Annotated in this window: 15 protein-coding genes; 2 read left to right on the top strand and 13 right to left on the bottom strand. The window is 65.2% G+C overall.

The features are described 5' to 3' along the window. Positions 1 to 10: 10 nt before the first annotated feature. From OKW41_RS11240 to OKW41_RS11205, 8 genes are all read right to left on the bottom strand, one after another. Entirely contained in the window at positions 11 to 1297 is a 1287-nt protein-coding gene (locus OKW41_RS11240; protein ID WP_429572523.1) for an aromatic ring-hydroxylating oxygenase subunit alpha, read from the bottom strand. Positions 1298 to 1370: 73 nt separating this feature from the next. Further along, entirely contained in the window at positions 1371 to 2135 is a 765-nt protein-coding gene (locus tag OKW41_RS11235) for an electron transfer flavoprotein subunit beta/FixA family protein (RefSeq protein WP_429572522.1), read from the bottom strand. Beyond that, positions 2132 to 3319 carry an electron transfer flavoprotein subunit alpha/FixB family protein gene (locus OKW41_RS11230; RefSeq protein ID WP_429573387.1) on the bottom strand — a complete coding sequence of 396 codons (1188 nt, stop codon included), beginning with the start codon at positions 3317 to 3319 and terminating at the stop codon, positions 2132 to 2134. The genes OKW41_RS11235 and OKW41_RS11230 overlap by 4 nt, the downstream gene beginning before the upstream one ends. A gap of 7 nt (positions 3320 to 3326) precedes the next feature. Continuing rightward, positions 3327 to 5252 carry a (Fe-S)-binding protein gene (locus tag OKW41_RS11225; protein WP_429572521.1) on the bottom strand — a complete coding sequence of 642 codons (1926 nt, stop codon included), beginning with the start codon at positions 5250 to 5252 and terminating at the stop codon, positions 3327 to 3329. Positions 5253 to 5254: 2 nt separating this feature from the next. Next, positions 5255 to 7318 carry an FAD-dependent oxidoreductase gene (locus OKW41_RS11220; protein WP_429572520.1) on the bottom strand — a complete coding sequence of 688 codons (2064 nt, stop codon included), beginning with the start codon at positions 7316 to 7318 and terminating at the stop codon, positions 5255 to 5257. 25 nt (positions 7319 to 7343) lie between these two features. Beyond that, positions 7344 to 7883: a DUF5943 domain-containing protein gene (locus tag OKW41_RS11215; protein ID WP_018425095.1), complete on the bottom strand. Its 540-nt coding sequence runs from the start codon at positions 7881 to 7883 to the stop codon at positions 7344 to 7346. 45 nt (positions 7884 to 7928) lie between these two features. Then, positions 7929 to 8900: a dipeptidase gene (locus tag OKW41_RS11210; protein WP_429572519.1), complete on the bottom strand. Its 972-nt coding sequence runs from the start codon at positions 8898 to 8900 to the stop codon at positions 7929 to 7931. Positions 8901 to 8918: 18 nt separating this feature from the next. Beyond that, positions 8919 to 10193, bottom strand: coding sequence for a serine hydroxymethyltransferase (locus tag OKW41_RS11205; protein WP_429572518.1), 1275 nt, complete (start codon positions 10191 to 10193; stop codon positions 8919 to 8921). Positions 10194 to 10611: 418 nt separating this feature from the next. Here OKW41_RS11205 and OKW41_RS11200 point away from each other — a divergent pair, with 418 nt between their 5' ends. Then, positions 10612 to 11607, top strand: a complete 996-nt coding sequence (locus OKW41_RS11200; RefSeq protein WP_429353764.1) for a GlxA family transcriptional regulator — start codon at positions 10612 to 10614, stop codon at positions 11605 to 11607. A gap of 19 nt (positions 11608 to 11626) precedes the next feature. Here the strand turns inward: OKW41_RS11200 and fdhA are convergent, their stop codons facing one another. Then, entirely contained in the window at positions 11627 to 12826 is a 1200-nt protein-coding gene (fdhA, locus tag OKW41_RS11195; RefSeq protein ID WP_429572517.1) for a formaldehyde dehydrogenase, glutathione-independent, read from the bottom strand. 281 nt (positions 12827 to 13107) lie between these two features. Here fdhA and ampC point away from each other — a divergent pair, with 281 nt between their 5' ends. Beyond that, on the top strand, positions 13108 to 14289 hold the full coding sequence (gene ampC / locus OKW41_RS11190; RefSeq protein WP_429572516.1) for a class C beta-lactamase: 1182 nt from the start codon (positions 13108 to 13110) through the stop codon (positions 14287 to 14289). Positions 14290 to 14301: 12 nt separating this feature from the next. Here the strand turns inward: ampC and OKW41_RS11185 are convergent, their stop codons facing one another. From OKW41_RS11185 to OKW41_RS11170, 4 genes are read right to left on the bottom strand one after another with little or no spacing between them, the layout of a single operon-like run. Beyond that, the gene (locus tag OKW41_RS11185) at positions 14302 to 14565 is read right to left on the bottom strand and encodes a hypothetical protein (protein ID WP_429333907.1); all 264 of its coding nucleotides are present in this window, start codon (positions 14563 to 14565) and stop codon (positions 14302 to 14304) included. 31 nt (positions 14566 to 14596) lie between these two features. Continuing rightward, positions 14597 to 15253: a sarcosine oxidase subunit gamma gene (locus tag OKW41_RS11180; protein WP_429572515.1), complete on the bottom strand. Its 657-nt coding sequence runs from the start codon at positions 15251 to 15253 to the stop codon at positions 14597 to 14599. Further along, on the bottom strand, positions 15243 to 18245 hold the full coding sequence (locus OKW41_RS11175) for a sarcosine oxidase subunit alpha family protein (protein WP_429572514.1): 3003 nt from the start codon (positions 18243 to 18245) through the stop codon (positions 15243 to 15245). The genes OKW41_RS11180 and OKW41_RS11175 overlap by 11 nt, the downstream gene beginning before the upstream one ends. Further along, the gene (locus OKW41_RS11170) at positions 18242 to 18577 is read right to left on the bottom strand and encodes a sarcosine oxidase subunit delta (RefSeq protein WP_429572513.1); all 336 of its coding nucleotides are present in this window, start codon (positions 18575 to 18577) and stop codon (positions 18242 to 18244) included. The genes OKW41_RS11175 and OKW41_RS11170 overlap by 4 nt, the downstream gene beginning before the upstream one ends. Positions 18578 to 18588 lie beyond the last annotated feature (11 nt).

Genomic DNA, 18588 nt, shown 5'->3' with positions numbered 1-18588 from the left:
GGTCTTGCGCTCAGCGCACGAACGACACGACTTTCTCGTCGTGCACCGCCCGTGGGTTCGCGTCGTAATCCGCGAGACGGCCGATATACCACTCGCAGAACTTTTCGACGAGTCCTTCGGTGAACGGCGAATAAGGACCCGGCTCATACGCGCTGCTCGTCGCGCCGCGCTGCGAATATTCGACGAGCGCGCGATCCTGGTCGTTGGTCGCGCGCCACACGGCGGTCAGATTGTCGACGTCGTAATCGATGCCTTCGCGCGCGTCCTTGTGCACGAGCCATTTAGTGCGGACCAGCGTCTTGCCGGCCGACAGCGGAATCGCCGAGAAACTGACGATGTGGTCGCTCATGAAGTGATGCCACGAATTCGGCTGGGTCCAGAACGACAGGCCGCCGAGATCCGCATGCCTGAAACCGCCGAGCAGCTTCTTCGAGGCGACCTTCGCGTCGAGCGTCTGCGATTCGCCGTCGCGATCGAGCGGCAGACGTTGGGTACGAAACCCGGTGACCAGGTCGGCGAGCCGCTCGATTTCCGCCGAGGGCAACTGCATCGCCTCCCACTGCGCGGTGCGGCGCGCGACCGTCGTCTCGAACGCGGCCATGCCCTCCTCGTTCGCCGGCGTGCGCTGATAACCGAAACCGTATTCGTACAGCGAGATGGTCAGCTCCGGATGGTTCGCCACGCAGTGATAGCACTCGCGATTGTTTTCCATCGTCAGCTTCCAGTTGCCCTCCTCGATGATGTCGATCGACGCGGCGATCTTGCAGCCGGCCAGATCATGCGGCAACAGATACGGTTCCATCGCGGCGCGCATCACGGCGAAATCAGCGGGCGGCTGCTCGGCGAGGCAGATGAAAATCAGTCCGGCGAGATTTTCGACATGCACCGCTTTCAGACTATGTTTGCAGCGCTCGAACTGCTCGCCCATGTGCTCGGCGAACATCAGGTCGCCATTGAGGCTATACGTCCAGCTGTGATACGGACAGACGATATTGCCGAGCGAGCCCTTGCCGGTATTGCACAGACGCGCGCCGCGGTGGCGGCATACGTTATGAAACGCGCGCACCCGCATGTCGTCGTCGCGCACGATCAGGATCGATTCGTCGCCCATCTCGACCGTCACATAGTCGCCCGGCTCGGGCACGTCGGGCTCGACCGCGACCTGAATCCAGTGCTGGCGGAAAATCGCGTCGATGTCGAGCGCGAAGATGTGCTCGCTGGTATAGAACGGCGCTTCCAGCGTGTAATTCTGCTTGCGGCGTTCGATCATTGCGCGAACGTCTGCGGAAACTTTCATTGTGTGCTCCGTTGCGTGTCACGTCTGGCGCCGCGCCAGGCCCTCCTGGTCGCATGCTGGCCCGAGCCGGAATTCAGTAATCCACCAGTTGATGCTCGCGCAAGTACGCGAGTATCACTTGTGCTTTTTCGACGGAACTCCCTTCAATTACGACGCTGCCGGCGCGGCTCTCGGTCGTCGTCGCCGACAGCATGCGCGCGTGGCCCGAGCGTTTTTCGGCGGCGGCGAGGCGCATCGGTTTCGCTGTGGCGGGGCCGATCGTCCATACGGACTGTTCGGGAGTGGTGCCGTGCCGCGCGACGGCGCGCTCGATCGTGCCTTCGCGCATCCGTGCATACGCGTACGACGTCGCGACGTTCGCGAGCGGATGCACGGCAACCAATGCCGGCAGCCGCACTTCGAGGCGCCGTCGTAGGCCCTTCGGCATGAACTGCCGCACCTGCGCTCGACCGTCGCGCAGCGTCAGATCGACGGCGGCGCCGACGAGCGGCACCGCCAGCGCATGCGCGACGCGATACGGCAGCATGCCGCTATCGAAACCGCCTTCGGCACGCGTGCCGGTCAGCACCAGCTCGTAGCCACGCAAACGCCCGGCGAGTTGCGGCGCAGGATCGGCGTCGGGTGGCAACTCGAGCACTTCGACCGAACGCGCGCCGAGCGCCAGATACTCGTTCAACGCGGCGTTCGACGGATCGCCCGCGTGCAGCACGTCGAGCGTCGCGCCATGCGTTCTGACGAGCGACAGCGCCAGCGTCAACGCTGCCGCATCGTTGCGGCTGTAGCGCGCGACGCCGCTGACCGGATGACGTCCGACTGAAACCAGCACGGCGATCTTCATGCGAGCACTCCTTCGGCAAGCCTGCCCGGCCGTAGCAGCGCGGCCGAGGTGGCGCGGGCACCGCGCGCCGCGGCCGCCGCCTCGTTGAGCGCCGCGATGGTTTCCTGCGCGTCGGCGATCACGGTCAGATTCGCGCGCTTCGCGATCGGCGCGCTCGCGTCGAGATTCACCGCGATCACATGGCGGCAATCCTTGATGCCTTGCAGATGCTGCACCGCCCCCGAGATGCCGAACGCGATATACACACTTGCCTCGACGGTCTTGCCGGTCGCGCCGATCTGCTTGTCGCGCGTGAACTTGCCGTCGTCGACGGCGACCCGGCTGGCACCGATCGCCGCGCCGAGGGTCGTCGCGAGTCGCTCGAACGCGGGCACGTCGCTGACGCCGTTGCCCGCCGACACGATGAAATCCGCCTCTTCCAGCGCGACCTGCGCCGCGTCGATTTCGTCGATGCCGAGATCGCATATCGAGCGTTGCGCGACCGTGCTGTCCCCTTCGCGGTCGAAGCGCCACGCGACCCGCTCGCCCGCGCCAACGAACGGCAGCTTCGGATCGACCGCATTCGGCTCGAGCAGCACGACCTCGGGCAGCGCGCGGCTGGCGAGCGCCGTACCCGCGCGAATATAGGTGCACACGTGCCCGGCAGCGATCTCGACGACGTGCGTCGCGACGCTTGCATCGGCCACCGCCGCATAGCGGCGGCCGAGGTCGCCGTCGCCGGTCGCGTTGTCGGGCAGCAAGACATGGGCTGGCGCATAGGCCGCGACGCAGGCCGCCAGCGCATTCAGTTCATCGTCCGGCGCGTACGTGCGGCGATCGAACATCGGCAATTCGATCAGCTTGTCGGCGCCGAGCGCGGCGGCATCGCCGGTGAATTCGCCGAACACCAGCAGCACGACTTCGCTGTGCGTGTCCGCGATCAGCGCGGCGGCCGCGAGCGTCTGGCGCGCATGTTCATCGAGCGCGCCGCGGTCCGCGTGCGCCGCGACCAGCAGCACATGGCGCGGCGCGGCCGTCGTGCGGCGCGGCTTCGGCTGTTCGCGATGCGCGGTGTGACGCGCATCAGCCAGCGACGCACTGCCGCCCGCGTCCGCGATGCCGACGACGCCGAGCGTGATGCGCCTGAGTCCCAGTGCCGTCACCGTGAACGGCCGGCGCGGATCGATTCGTTTGAGCGTATTCATCATCGCGTTACTCCAGCGCCGCGGCGACCAGTTCGGCCACGTCCAGCACTTCCGGTCGCGGCCCCACCACCCCTTCGAGCATCGCGGTGCAATTCGGACAGCCGACCGCGACAATCTCCGCGCCGCTCGCGCGCGCGTCGTCGATACGGATGTCGGGAATTCGCCGTTTGCCCGGGATATCGGTCAACGGTGCGCCGCCACCGCCACCGCAGCAGCGTCCGCGCAGGCCGTGACGCTCCATCTCGACCACCTTGATGCCGATGCTCTTCAGCACCCGGCGCGGCGCTTCCGTCTCGCCGTTGTAGCGACCCAGATAGCATGGGTCGTGATACGTGATGTTGCGCTCCGCGACGGCGGCGGCCGCGCGCGGCGACAGCTTGCCGCTCGCGATCAGTTCGTCGATCAGCGCCGTGTGATGCTGCACCTGATAGAACCCGCCGAGCGCGCGATATTCGTTGCGCAGGCTATGCAGCACGTGCGGATCGGCGGTAACGATGCGCGCGAACGAGTACTGCGCGAGCGTCCCGATCAGCGTACGGGCCAGTTGCTGGAACGTCGCTTCGTCGCCGAGCCGCCGTGCGGTGTCGCCGGTATCGGTCTCGACACCGCCCAGCACCGCGTAATCGACGCCCGCGCGGTTCAGCACCTTGACGAGCGCGCGCAGCGTGCGCTGATAGCGCATGTCGAACGCGCCTTCACCGGCGATCAGCAGCACGTCCACGTGACGGCCCGGCTGCGCGACCTGCACCTGCAGATCGACGGCCCAGTCGTAGCGCGCGCCGATGTCGTAGCCGTTGAGGCTGCCGGTTTCGCGCAGATTCGCGAGCGTCACCGGCCCCTTGCCCGGCACGCTGCCTTCGACGAGCGTCTGATTGCGGCGCATGTCCACGATCGCGTCCACGTGCTCGATCAGCATCGGGCACTCCTGCACGCAGGCGCGGCAGGTCGTGCAGGACCACAGCGTGTGCGCTTCGATCAGCGTCGAGATCAGCGGCTTGCCTGGCGCGCCCGCGTGCTTGCCGACCGGAATGCCGGGCGTCGGGCTGCCTGCGTACTGCGCGTCGGTGCCGCCGACCATGCCGGTTACCAGATCCTGGATCAGCTTCTTCGGATTGAGCGGCTGACCGGCCGCGAACGCGGGGCACGCCGCTTCGCATTTGCCGCATTGCACGCAGGCGTCGAAGCTGAGCAACTGGTTCCAGCGGAATTCGACCGGCTTGCCGACGCCATATTCTTTCGCGTCGAGCAGCGGGGTTTTAAGCGCGGTGGGCGGCACGGCATCGCGAGCGTGACGCGCTGCGGTGGAATCGGCAAAGCGCTCCTGGCGCGGATGAAACGCGAGATGCAGCAGTCCGGCCAACGCATGTTTCATCGGGCCGCCACGCGCCGCGCCGAACGTCATCGTGAACGCGCCCGCCGCGATCAACAGCGCGACGATCACCGCGAGCGCGCCGGACATCATCGTCGCCGGAAGCGCGATGAACAGCGCGAGACCGAGCGCGAACGCGCCCAGTAGCAACGGCAACTGATCCCACGGCCCGCGCGAGAGTCGCGCCGGCACCGTCTTCGCGCCATGCCGGCGGCGCCACACGAACACCGTGCCGATCAGCATCGCCAGCGCGGCGAGAAAGATCAGTTTGTCCAGCCACGGCGAGTAGATCGCGAGACCGTAGTTGACGAACACGAGCGCCATCGCGAGGATCGCTCCGCCCGCCGTGGCAACGTGCGTGCGGGCGATATACGGATCGCGCGCGACCACATGATGCAGGTCGACGAAGTAACGCTTCGGGATCGCGAGCAGATTGGTCCAGCCATAGGCGCCCGCGACGGTCGCGCGGCCCTCGCGCCAGTAGGCGGCGCGGCGCGCCAGCGCGAACGCGAGACCGGCCACCGACCCCCACAGCAGGACGGTGATGACAAACACGGGGCTCATCGTCAGAAATCCTTGCAAAGGCGCAGCGCGTCGTAGATCGCGCCGTGAATGTTGTGCATCGAGATGCAGTCGCCGACCCGGAACAGCAGGAAGCGGCCGTCGCCGAGCTGCTCGTCGAGACACGGTTGCGGTTCGGACGCGAACAGTTTGTGCACGTCGACCTGGCCGCGATTGACCGATTCAGGCTTCAGCTTCCAGTAAAGCTGATCGTTCGGCGTACTGCCGTTTTCGATCACCACCTGATCGACCGCGCGCTCCTCCTGCTCCTCGGTGTACTCGTTGCGGATCACGGCGATCTTCTTGCCGTCCTCCTCGTACACCCTGTCGAGCCAGTAATTGGGCGTATGGATCACCCCTTGCGCGTACAGACGGCGATAGAAGATCGGGAACGTGGTGCCGCCGACGTCGTCGGCGACCTTCACGTCGGGCGTGACGATCTCCACGTTGGCGCCGCGGCTCGCGATGAAATCGGCGACGCCCGCGCCGGCATGCGTGCTGACGCCGTCGTACACGAGCACGTTCCTGCCCGGCTCGACCTTGCCGGCCAGCACGTCCCACGAACTGACCGCGAGCCCCGCGTCGACGCCCCACGCCGCGACCTGCGACGTGAACGCCGAACCGCCGGTGGCGAGCACGACGATGTCGGGCTTCTCGGCCATGATGGTCCGCTCGTCGGCGGCGACACCGAGGCGGCGGTCCACGCCGAGGCGCTTCGTCTCCATGTCGAACCAGCGCACGATGCCCGCCATCTGCTCGCGCTGCGGCGCTTTCGCCGCCAGCATGATCTGGCCGCCCACGTGATCGTTCTGTTCGAACAGCACCACGTCGTGACCGCGCGACTTCGCGACGCGCGCCGCTTCGAGCCCCGCCGGCCCCGCGCCGACCACCACGACCTTGCGCTTCGGCCCGCGTGACCTGGCGATCACGTGCGGCATCGTCGCTTCGCGCGAGGTCGCCGCGTTCTGCACGCACAGCACATCGAGCCCGTTGTACTGACGGTCGATGCAGTAGTTCGCGCCGACGCACTGCCTGATTTCGTCCTCGCGGCCATCGCGGATCTTGATGACCATATGCGGATCGGCGATCTGTGCGCGCGTCATGCCGACCAGATCGACCATGCCGCTCGCGAGCAGCCGCTCGGCCTGGCCCGCGTCGCGAATGCTTTGCGCGTGTATCACCGGCACCTTGACGACCTGCTTGATGCCGGCCGCGAGATGCACGAACGGCTCGGGCGGCAGCGCCATCGGCGGCATGCAGTTGGCGAGCGTATTGTGGGTGTCCGCGCCGGAACCGATCACGCCGAGATAGTCGATCAGACCACTTTCGCTCATCGCCTGGGCAATCTCTTTCAGCTGTTCGTGATCGAGCCCATCTTCGTGGAATTCGTCGCCGCACATGCGCAGGCCGACGCAGAAGTCGGCGCCCACCGTCGCGCGCACCGCCTGCAACACTTCGACGCCGAAACGCATGCGGTTTTCGAGCGAGCCGCCCCATTCGTCGGTACGGAAGTTGGTGCGCGGGCTCCAGAACTGATCGATCAGATGCTGGTGCGCCGCCGAGATCTCGATGCCGTCCATGCCCGCATCCTTCACGCGCTTCGCGGCCGCCGCGAAGTCGCCGATGATGCGGCGGATCTCTTCGACCTCGATGATCTTCGCGTTGCCGCGATGCACCGGCTCGCGTACTCCCGACGGCGACATCAGATGCGGCCAGTGCTCGCCGTGAAACGCCGAGCGGCGTCCCATGTGGGTGGCCTGAATCATGATTTTCGCGCCATGCGCGTGCATCGCTTCGGCGAGCCGCGCGAGCGGATCGACGATCCGGTCGGTGGCGAGATTCACCGACTTCCACCAGCCTTGCGGGCTGTCGATCGACACCGGGCTCGAACCGCCGCACACGGCGAGTCCGACTCCGCCCTTCGCCTTTTCCTCGTAGTACCGGATATAACGGTCGCCGGGCAGGCCACCCGGCTCCGCATAGACCTCCGCGTGCGCGGTACTGACGATGCGATTGCGCAGCGTCAGCTTGTTCAACGTGAGCGGCTTGAAAAGGTTCGGGTAACGCATCGCAATCGACCTCGGAATGCTCGGATTAGATTGACGCGAGCGGCGAGACTTCGAACACGCAGTGCTCGTGTCCCTCCGCCGCGCAGCGTGCTTCTTTCGACTGCGACGGCGGGCCCTTGCGCGCGCCGTCGGGCGCGGTATCGTTGACCCAGTCCATCGCGCCCGCGAACCAGCCGGCGAACATGTAGCAAAGCTTGCCGGTCTTGCCCGGTTGCGCGAGCACGAACGACGAGTGCCGCAATTCGATCCGCGCATGCGAGCTGGCCGGATCGGCTTCGATGATCCTGAAGATGCCCCAGCCGCGCTGCGACAGACGGTTCAGGTAATGCTCGAATACCGCCATGCCGGCAAGACCATGTTGCTTCGCTTCCTTCTCGCACCAGAAATAGGCGGACTTGTGACCGGCCTTGTAGAGAATCCCGGCGTATGTGTCGCGGCCGAGCGCTTCCTCGACGGCGACGTGGTTGTTCGTGAAGAAGTGGCGCGGCACGTACAGCATCGGCAGCGCGTCGGTGGTCCAGACGCCGGTGTCGGGATCGACGTCGATAGGCAGTTGCGGTTGCATTTGGAGACTCCGTTTCGTATCCGCTATGAAAACAAGGGCTAAAGCTCACACCTTCCAGACTTCGCCGAACACCCGTACCCAGTTTTCGCCCATGATCTTGCGGATGCGCGTCTCGCTCCAGCCGGCGCGTTCCATCGCGGCGGTCAGGTTCGGAAACTCGCCGATCGTGCGAATGCCTTCGGGATTCACGACCTTGCCGAAGTTCGTCAACTGGCGATAACGGCCCTTGTCGTGCGTGATCCAGTCGAAAAACTCGGTGCTGTAGCCCTGCGTGAAATCCGTGCCGATCCCCACCTGGTCCTCGCCGATCAGGTTCACCACGTACTCGATCGCCTCGATATAGTCCTCGACGGTCGCCTCCGGTCCGCGCTTCAGGAACGGCGCGAACATCGTCACGCCGACGAAGCCGCCCGCGTCCGCGATCTCCTTGAGCTGCTCGTCGGTCTTGTTGCGCGGATGCTCCTTGAGCCCGGACGGACAGCAATGCGAATAGCAGACCGGCTTCTTCGACGCCGCGATCGCCTCCGACGACGTCTTGCCGCCCACATGTGACAGATCGACCATGATGCCGACGCGGTTCATCTCCTGAATCACTTCGCGCCCGTAGCCGGACAGACCGCCGTCGCGTTCGTAGCAGCCGGTGCCGACCAGGTTCTGCGTGTTGTAGCAAAGCTGCACCACGTTGACGCCGAGATCCTTGAACGCTTCGATATAGCCGAGGTTGTCCTCGAACGCATGCGCGTTCTGGAAGCCGAAGATGATGCCGGTCTTGTTCTCTTTCTTGGCGCGGAAGATGTCGTCGGTGGTGCGCACCAGCGTGAGGATCTCGCTGTATTGGCGGATTTGCTGCTTCATTTCGGCGATGTTGTCGACGGTCTTCTGAAAACTCTCCCAGACCGACACCGTGCAGTTCACCGCGGTCACGCCGCCCTTGCGCATGTCCTCGAACACCGAGCGCTCGAACTTCGAAATGTTCAGCCCGTCGATGATGATGCTGTTCTCGTGCAGTTGACTCATCGTTTGCTCCACGCGTACTCAGTAAATGGGAAAGCGCTCGCACAGCGCGAAAATCTCGCGGCGCACGCGTTGTTCGGTTGCGGCATCGCCTTCGGGCGACGCGCGCAGCGCATCGAGCACCTCGACGATCAGACGCCCGACCTCGCGAAACTCGCTGACGCCGAAGCCACGTGTCGTGGCCGCCGGTGTGCCGAGGCGGATGCCGGAGGTGATGGTCGGCTTCTCCGTATCGAACGGAATGCCGTTCTTGTTGCAGGTGATCCCCGCGCGCTCCAGCGCCTGTTCGACCTGATTGCCCTTGAGCCGCTTCGGCCGCAGATCGACCAGCAGCAGATGGTTGTCGGTGCCGCCCGTCACAAGATCGACGCCGCCCGATTTGAGCACCTCGCCCAATGCCCGCGCGTTCGCGAGCACGCTGTCGATATAGGTTTTGAAGCCCGGCTGCAGCGCCTCGCCGAATGCGACCGCCTTGCCGGCGATCACGTGCATCAGCGGGCCGCCCTGCAAGCCGGGGAACACGGCAGAGTTGATCTTCTTTGCGATCTCCTCGTCGTTGGTCAGCACGAATCCGCCGCGCGGACCGCGCAAGGTCTTGTGGGTGGTCGACGTGACCACGTGCGCATGCGGGACCGGATTGTCATGGCGGCCGGCCGCGATCACGCCGGCGATATGCGCCATGTCCACCATCAGCTTCGCACCGGCGCCATCGGCGATCGCGCGCAGCCGCGCGAAGTCGAGCGCGCGCGGATAGGCGGAGAAGCCGGCTATCAGCAGCGTCGGCTTGTGCTGTTGCGCCAGTTCCTCGATCTGCTCGTAGTCGATCAGCATCGTGTCGCGCCGCACGCCGTACTGCACCGCGTTGAACCACTTGCCCGACAATGCGGGTTTCGCGCCGTGCGTCAGATGCCCGCCCGCGTCGAGCGACATGCCGAGCACCGTATCGCCCGGCCTGGTGAGCGCGAGCATCACCGCGCCGTTCGCCTGCGCGCCGGAATGCGGCTGCACGTTGGCGAACTTCGCGTCGAACAGCTGCTTGATACGATCGAGCGCGAGCGTCTCGATCGCGTCGACGTATTCGCAACCGCCGTAGTAACGCTTGCCCGGATACCCTTCCGCGTACTTGTTGGTCAGCACCGAGCCCTGCGCGTCGAGCACCGCGCGCGACACGATGTTTTCCGACGCGATCAACTCGACTTGCGACTGCTGACGCTCGAGCTCTTTCAGAATGGCGCCGCGCACGGCCGGGTCGCGCGCCGCTAGCGAGTCTTCGAAGAAGGGATTCGGGTTCGACATGGAAGGTCCGTGAGATCGTTGACGGGAAGGCCGCTGCGGGTTGCCGGCGGGATCGCGCTACCGCTTTGCCTTGGGTCTATTCTTGACGGTCATCCGGCGCGTCTATTTACGAATTCAGACGCGTTCTTTGCCTTTTCCGCCATGCGCAACCTTTTTCGACAAGTCGGCGCGATCCGCGCGCTCAGCGCTGCACTACGACGCAGTATTCCTGCGCCGATCGGGTGCGCTGCAAGGGCGTCGCCGCGCTGTTCCGGTGCCGCGCGGATGCTTTCATCAGTCGATTGCTTAGCTATTCCAGGCTTTGTGCGCAGTATCCAAGGGTTTAGCCTGATGGCACGTTAGTTGCCCTGATACTCAGAATTCAGATAGTCGCCCTCCCCACGGCGACGCGACATTTACATCAGGAATCACCGTTCCCATGTCCACCGATCGCACGGCATCGTTGTCGCATTTCGCATTCATGCCGGTACCCAACTTCACGATGATCGCCTTCTCGAACGCGATCGAAGTGCTACGCATGGCGAACTATCTGACGGGCCAGACGCTTTACCGCTGGTCGATCGTGAGTCCCGCCGGCGGGCCGGTCATGGCGAGCAACGGGCTATCCGTCGATACGGGTCCGGTCGAATGCGTCGGGCAACCCGATATCGTGTTCGTGGTCGGCGGCATCGACGTGCAGCGCTCCACCACCGCCGAGCATCTGTCCGCGCTGCGCCGTTTCGCGCGCATGGGCTGCGTGCTGGGCAGTCTTTGCACGGGCACCTATGCGCTCGCGCGCGCCGGCCTGCTGGCCGGTTATGCGTGCGCGATCCATTGGGAAAACATGTCGGCGCTGAAGGAAGAGTTTCCCGATACGCGCTTTCTGAAAGAACTGTTCGTGATCGATCGTGATCGCGTGACCTGCACCGGCGGCGTCGCGCCGCTCGACATGATGCTGAACCTGATCGCGCCGCGCGTGGGTACTGCGCGCGTCACGCAGATCGCCGAGCAGTTCATCGTCGAACACGTGCGCGACACCAGCGCGCAGCAGAAGATGCCGCTCGTCGCGCGGCTCGGCTCGGCCAACAAGTCGCTGTTCGAAGTGATCTCGCTGATGGAGAACAACATCGAGGAGCCGCTGTCGCGCGAAGAACTGGCGCGGCTCGCCGGGATGTCGCAAAGGCAGTTGCAACGGCTGTTCCGCGAACATCTGGGCATGACGCCGACGCACTACTATCTGACACTGCGCCTGCGGCGCGCGCGCGAACTGCTGTTGCAGACCGACATGTCGATCATGCACATCACGATGGCCTGCGGCTTCCAGTCGGCCTGCCACTTCTCGAAGAGCTATCGCGATGCGTTCGGCACCGCGCCGACGCGCGAGCGTCGCAAGCAGGTGCCTTCGCTATCGAATGCGCCGGTGATGGCCGCTTGATACCAGCGGCCAACGAACCTCAAGCCGCCTTCAACAACCCGTGCGGGTCGATCACAAACTTCTTCGGCGCGCCGCCGTCGAATTGCCGGTAGCCCTCGGGCGCATCGTCGAGCGACACCACCGTCACGTTGACGATATCGGCGATCGGCAAACGATCCCAAAGTATCGCCTGCATCAGATCGCGGTTGTACTTCATCACCGGCGTCTGCCCGGTATGAAACGAATGCGACTTGGCCCAGCCGAGCCCGAAACGCAAGCTGAGGCTGCCCCGACGCGCGGCGGCATCGGCCGAGCCCGGATCGTCGGTCAGGTAGAGTCCGGGAATGCCGATCGCGCCGGCCGCGCGGGTGATTTCCATCAGCGAATTGAGCACCGTGGCCGGGGCTTCCTCGTGTGAGCCGCTGCTGCCATGACCGTGCGCTTCGAAGCCGACGCAGTCCACCGCGCAATCCACTTCGGGCTTGCCGACGATCTGCTCGATCTGTTCGCCGAGCGTCGCATCCTTCGACAGATTGATGGTCTGGAAGCCCATCTTGCGCGCATGCGCGAGGCGTGCCTCGTTCATGTCGCCGACGATCGTGCAGGCCGCCCCCAGCAGGCGCGCGGACGCGGCCGCCGCCATGCCGACCGGTCCGGCGCCCGCGATGTAGACGGTCGCGCCAGGCTTCACGCCGGCCATCACCGCGCCGTGATAGCCGGTCGGCAGAATGTCGGACAGGCACGTCAGGTCGCGGATCTTCGCCAGCGCCTGCGCGTGGTCCGGAAATTTCAGCAGATTGAAGTCCGCGTACGGCACCAGCACGTATTCGGCCTGCCCGCCGATCCAGCCGCCCATGTCGACATAACCATACGCGCCGCCCGCGCGCGACGGATTAACGTTCAGACACACTCCCGTATGCTGCGCCTTGCAAGTCGGGCAGCGTCCGCAGGCGACGTTGAACGGCACCGACACCAGATCTCCGACCTGCAGCGTCTCGACGTCGCGCCCTACCTCGATCACTTCGCCGGTAATCTCGTGCCCGAGTACCAGGCCGACCTCGGCAGTCGTGCGGCCACGCACCATATGCTGATCGGAGCCGCAGATATTCGTGCTGACCACTTTCAGGATCACGCCGTGGCCGATCGAACGGCCGCGTGGATCGACCATCTTCGGATAGTCGATCGACTGCACTTCGACCTTGCCCTGCCCCAGATACACGACGCCGCGATTGCTGCTCATTGTCTCGTCTCCATGTTCGTGAGCGGCACGCCCCGCACGCTGCGCGGCGCGCCGTTTCACCAGCGTAGCGGGCCGTCCGGAGCGACACCTGTGTCGAACCCGACACGCGTTTGGCTACAACCGACAACGCCGGCGTCGCTCGCGTTGCGGCCTACAACTTTTTCTTTACCCCCGCGCAACATATCCTCGTTTGCCAGCGGTTCGCAAAAGCCCGATAGTGCTGCCTCAGCCGAATCGCCGATCCACCGATTCACACTCCCCCGACCGAGGCCCCGTTTGCCATGAAGACCCGAGCGCTCAAACTGATAACAACCGCCACGTTCGCGCTGTTCACGCTCTGCGCGATCTCACCCGTCGGCCACGCGGCCGAGCCCACCGCCGCGCAACTCCAACCGACCATCGATGCCGCGATCAGGCCGCTAATGGCGAAGTACCATATCGCCGGCATGGCGATCGGCGTGATCGACAACGGCAAGCCCTACGTCTACAACTATGGCGTCGCATCGACGCAAACCGGCAAGCCGGTCACACGCGATACGCTGTTCGAACTCGGCTCGGTCAGCAAGACCTTCACGGCGACGCTCGCGTCGTATGCGCAGCTCGACGGCAAGCTGTCGTTGTCGGACGACACGGAACGCTATCTGCCGACGCTGCGCGGCCGCCCGTTCGGCAAAGTCAGCCTGCTGAACCTCGGCACGCACACGCCTGGCGGTCTGCCGCTCCAGGTGCCGGACGACATCCATAACGACGCGCAATTGCTGCGGTACTTCCACGACTGGGAGCCCGCTCATGCGCCGGGCACGTTCCGCACCTACTCGAATCCCGGCATCGGCACGCTCGGCCTGATCACCGCGAAGACCATGGGGCAGGATTTCACCGTGCTGATGCAGCAACGCGTGTTTCCGGCGCTCGGCATGAAGAACAGCTACATCGACGTCCCCGCGGCGAAAATGCCGGACTATGCGCAGGGCTATGCGAAAGACGGCGCGCCGGTCCGTCTGACGGGCGGCGTGATTTCCGCCGAAGCCTACGGGGTGAAGTCGACCGCCGCGGATATGCTGCGTTACGTGCAGGCCAACATGAACCTGATTCCGCTCGACAGTCAGTGGCAGCGCGCGATCACGGACACGCATACCGGCTACTTCCAGTCCGGCGTGCTGACCCAGGATCTGATGTGGGAGCAGTACCCGTATCCGGTCGAGTTGCGCACCTTGCAAGCGGGCAACTCGCTCGAGATGGCCTTGAACGGCACGCCGTCGACCGCAATCAAACCGCCGCTGCAGCCGCAGCAGAACGTCTGGATCAACAAGACCGGATCGACGAACGGCTTCGGCGCGTATGTCGCGTTCGTGCCGCAAAAACGCATCGGTATCGTGATGCTCGCCAATCGCAATTTCCCAAACGAAGCGCGCGTGAGCGCCGCGCATCAGATCCTCACGGCGCTGGATGGCGGCAAGCCCTGATACGGCGTGGACTTACGGGCGCAGCCGCGCACGCGCTGCGCCGGCGATCCGCGCGAGCGCATCCGCGCTCAGACGGGCCGCGATTTTCTCGACGTACGCATGATGCCGCGCTTCGAGCGGCGCACCGAGCTCCCGCGCGAGCAGATAGCGGATCAGCGCAATGCGCCGATGACGCAGCGCGATACTTTGATCGAGCAGCGCGAGCGCGGCGCCGGCATCGCGCTCATCGCGCGCGCGTGCCGTGAGAAGCGAGGTGGCCGCGCGTGCCGACGTCATGGCGAAATCAGCAAAGCGAACCGCGCGTCGCTCAGCACATCAATGGCTCGGCGGCGTCGAGCATGATCCTGACGAAGTAATCCGCGAAGCTGCGACGCACGACGATGTCGAAACTGTCGGTGCCCGTGGGCAGCAACGTGATCGACGCCTTGAAATAGTGGCTCTGCGCGCACTGCCCCAGGCCGAAAAGTTTGGGATGCAGATCGAGCGGACAGCCGCGCGCGAGCACGTCGCGCGTGCGCGTGCCGGTGATTTCGAGCACCGTATAGCCGCTGCCCACATCGACCGCCGATGCGAACACGCCCGCGAACGCCGCGCCGAGCTTCGCCTGCAACGGCGCCGTGCGCGTCGCATCGTGCGCGGTCTCCGAACGCACGAGCCATTCGTCCGGGCCGAGCCAGACCATGTCGTAGCCGTTGCCGCGCGCGACGGTGTTCGGCTTCTCCGGCGGCTTGCAGCCGATCACCTGTTCCACCGCGCGAATGAACGCCGTGTCGCGCGTATCGCCGCGCACGTTCACGAGTTCGAGAAATGGCCGCTCGCCGAGCCGGAACGCGGCAGTCGCGTTGGCCTGATGCTGTTTCAGCAGCCCATCCACACCGACCAGCGGCGACTCCTGCCACGCGCCGTTTTGCCGCCCGAGCGTGCGGTCCACGATGGACACCGTTCCGCCTGTTTCATTCCACATGTTGACGTGCTCCTTCGCTGTCGTAGAACACCGGACTCCCGATCTTCGCCGCGATCTGTTTGCCGCTCGCGAGCGGAATCGTGACGGTCGTGCCGATCTTGTCGAGACCGCCCTTGACGACCGCCATCGCGATCGAGCGTTGCAGAATCGGGCTGTAATAGCTCGACGTGACGTGCCCGAGCATCGGCGCGGTGTCGCCCTGGAACGGACCGGCGACGATCTGCGAGCCCTCGGGTATCACGAACGCCGCATCCTCCGCGAGCAGCCCGACCAGTTGCTTACGTCCCGCCTTCGAGGTGTCCGGGCGTGCGAGCGAGCGCTTGCCGAGAAAGTCCTTCGACTTCGCGACGAGCCCGCCCATGCCGAGGTCGTGCGGCGTCATCGAGCCGTCCGTATCCTGGCCGACGATGATGTAGCCCTTCTCCGCGCGCAGCACGTGCATCGTCTCGGTGCCATACGGTGTGATGTTGAACTCCGCGCCCGCGGCCATCAACGCTTCCCACACCGCGCGTCCGACGTTGGCCGGCACGTTCACCTCATACGCGAGTTCGCCCGAGAAGCTGATGCGCATCACGCGCGCCGCCGCGCCCGCGACGGTGCCTTCACGATACGTCATGAACGGAAACGCCGCGTTCGCGAAGTCGATGTCGTCGCAGACCTTTTGCAGCACCTTGCGGCTCATCGGACCGACTACTGCAAAAGTTGCCCAGTGATCGGTGACCGACGCGAGCCGCACGCGCAGGTCGGGCCATTCGGTTTGCAGCCAGCGTTCGAGCCACGTGAGCACACGCGCCGCGCCGCCGGTGGTGGTCGTCATCATGTAGTGCTGCTCGGCGAGGCGTACGGTCACGCCGTCGTCGAAGATCATGCCGTTTTCGTCGAGCATCAGGCCGTAGCGGCACTTGCCGACTTCGAGCTTGTTCCACGGATTCGTGTACACCCAGTTCAACAGTTTCGCGGAATCGGGGCCCTGAATATCGATCTTGCCTAGCGTCGACGCATCGAGAATGCCGACGCTCGTGCGCACCGCGAGCGCTTCGCGCGCAACCGCCGCGTGCAGATCCTCGCCCGCTTTCGGGTAATACCACGGACGCTTCCAGTTGCCGACGTCCTCGAACGCCGCGCCGTGTTCCACGTGCCATTCGTGCACCGCCGTCTTGCGCACCGGATCGAGCAATTCGCCCAATTCCCGGCCGGCGAAAGTGCCGAACGTGACTGGCGTGTAGTTCGGCCGGAACGTCGTCGTGCCGGTCTCGGGAATGGTCTTACCGAGCGCCTGGGCGAGAATCGCCATGCCGTTGATGTTGCCGAGCTTGCCCTGGTCGGTGCCGAAGCCCATCGCGGTGTAGCGCTTCACGTGTTCGACGGATTCGAAGCCTTCGCGCGCCGCGAGGAAGATATCGGCCGCCGCGACGTCGTTCTGGAAATCGACGAACTGCTTGGGCCCGCGCGTGGCCAACTCGCGTCCGCCGACGAGCCACAGCGGTTCCAGCTTCGTTTCGCTCAGTTCGGCGACCTGCACCGGCTTTGGCCGCGCGACGATGTGCCCGGCCGCGCGCGCCGCTTCGACGCCGGCGTCGACCGCGAAGCGGATGCCCTGGCCGAGCGTGAAGTCGCCCGCGCAGGCGCCGACGCTGGTCTCAGGCTGGACCGCCTTGCCCGGCACGAAGCAGGCCTTGTCGTCATGCCAATGGGCCTTGCCGCCCGACTGCGCGAACAGATGCAGCACTGGGCTCCAGCCACCCGACATCGCGAGCAGGTCGCACGGCAGTTGGCCCTGCTGAGCGGTGATTTGCCCTTTCGCATACGAGGCGAGCGACACCGACGCGACGCGCAGCTTGCCATGCGCCGCCGTGACGACCGCGCCGTTCAGCACCTTGATGCCATGGCGGCGCGCGAGCGCCGGCAGCGTGCCCTTCGATTCGCCCGCGCGCGGATCGATGACGCTCACCTGCGCGCCGGCCGCTTTCAGGTCGAGCGCGCATTGATAGCCGTCGTCGTTGTTCGTGAACACGATCGCATTGCGACCCGGCAGTACCGCATACCGATGCAGATAGCTAGACACTGCCGACGCGAGCATCACGCCAGGCAGATCGTTGTTGCCGAACACGATCGGCCGTTCATGCGCACCGGTCGCGAGAATCACGCGTTTCGCGCGGATCTTCCACAGCAGTTCGCGCGTGCCCTTGCGCTGCGACACGGGCAGATGATCGGTCAGGCGCTGCGTGACCGTGACGAGATTGTGGTCCTGATAGCCGAACGCGGTGCTGCGGCTCAGGATCTTCACATCGGGCAACTGCCGCAATTCGTCCTCGATTTTCCGCACCCACTGCAGCGCGGGCTTGCCGTCGATCTCCGCGCCGCAGGACAGCAGCGAGCCGCCCAGCTCGGGCTGATCGTCGACGAGCGTCACCCGCGCGCCGGACAAGGCCGCCGCGTGCGCGGCCGCGAGCCCGGTCGGGCCGCCGCCGACCACCAGCACGTCGCAATGCGCGAAACACTTGTCGTAGCGGTCCGCGTCGCGCTGTCGCGGCGCGGTGCCGAGGCCGGCCGCGTCGCGAATCGCTTCCTCGTACTTCGGCCAGAGTTTGCGCGGCCACATGAAGGTCTTGTAGTAGAAGCCCGCCGGAATGAAGCGCGCGATCTTCTGGTTGATCGCCATGCGGTCCTTCTCGATGCTCGGTTTCGCGTTCACGCTGCTCGCGACGAGCCCCTGGTACAACTCGACCTCGGTGGCCCGCGCGTTCGGCACCGTGTAGGCGCCGGTCTCCAGTTGCACGACCGCGTTCGGCTCCTCGACGCCTGCGGTCACGATGCCGCGCGGCCGATGATATTTCCAACTGCGCGCGACGAAATGCATGCCGTTCGCGAGCAATGCGGACGCGAGCGTATCGCCTTGATAACCCTGATACTCGACGCCGTTGAACGTGAAGCTCAGCGCGATCGCGCGATTGATGCGCCCGCCGGTCGGGAGTCGGTCTTTCTGGCTCATGATGCTTTGCCCTCCTGTGCCTTTACCTGTGCGTTTGCTGCCTGTGTATCGCGGCTGTCCAGCGCCAGCAACGGACGCTCGAACGTCTGATAGCCCTGAAACGCATAGCTGACGGTGTCGCGCTGCGCCTTGAACCAGCGGCGGCAGCCCTGTGTGTGGAACCATTGCTCGCGATGCACGCCGCGCGGATTCTTGCGCATGAAAAGGTAGTCGCCCCATTCCTTGTCGGTGAGCTTGTCCGTGTCGAGCGGGCGGGCGATGTCCGCCTCGCCGCCGCACGTGAATTCGGTTTCGGCGCGGGGTCCGCACCAGGGGCATTCGATCAGCAGCATCTGTGTCTCCT

Origin of the sequence: Paraburkholderia sp. UCT70 (genome assembly GCF_050434085.1) — a bacterium.
Taxonomy (GTDB): Bacteria; Pseudomonadota; Gammaproteobacteria; order Burkholderiales; family Burkholderiaceae; genus Paraburkholderia; species Paraburkholderia tuberum.
Note: the sequence above shows the minus strand (reverse complement) of the source record. Positions and strands in the feature narration are given on the sequence as shown.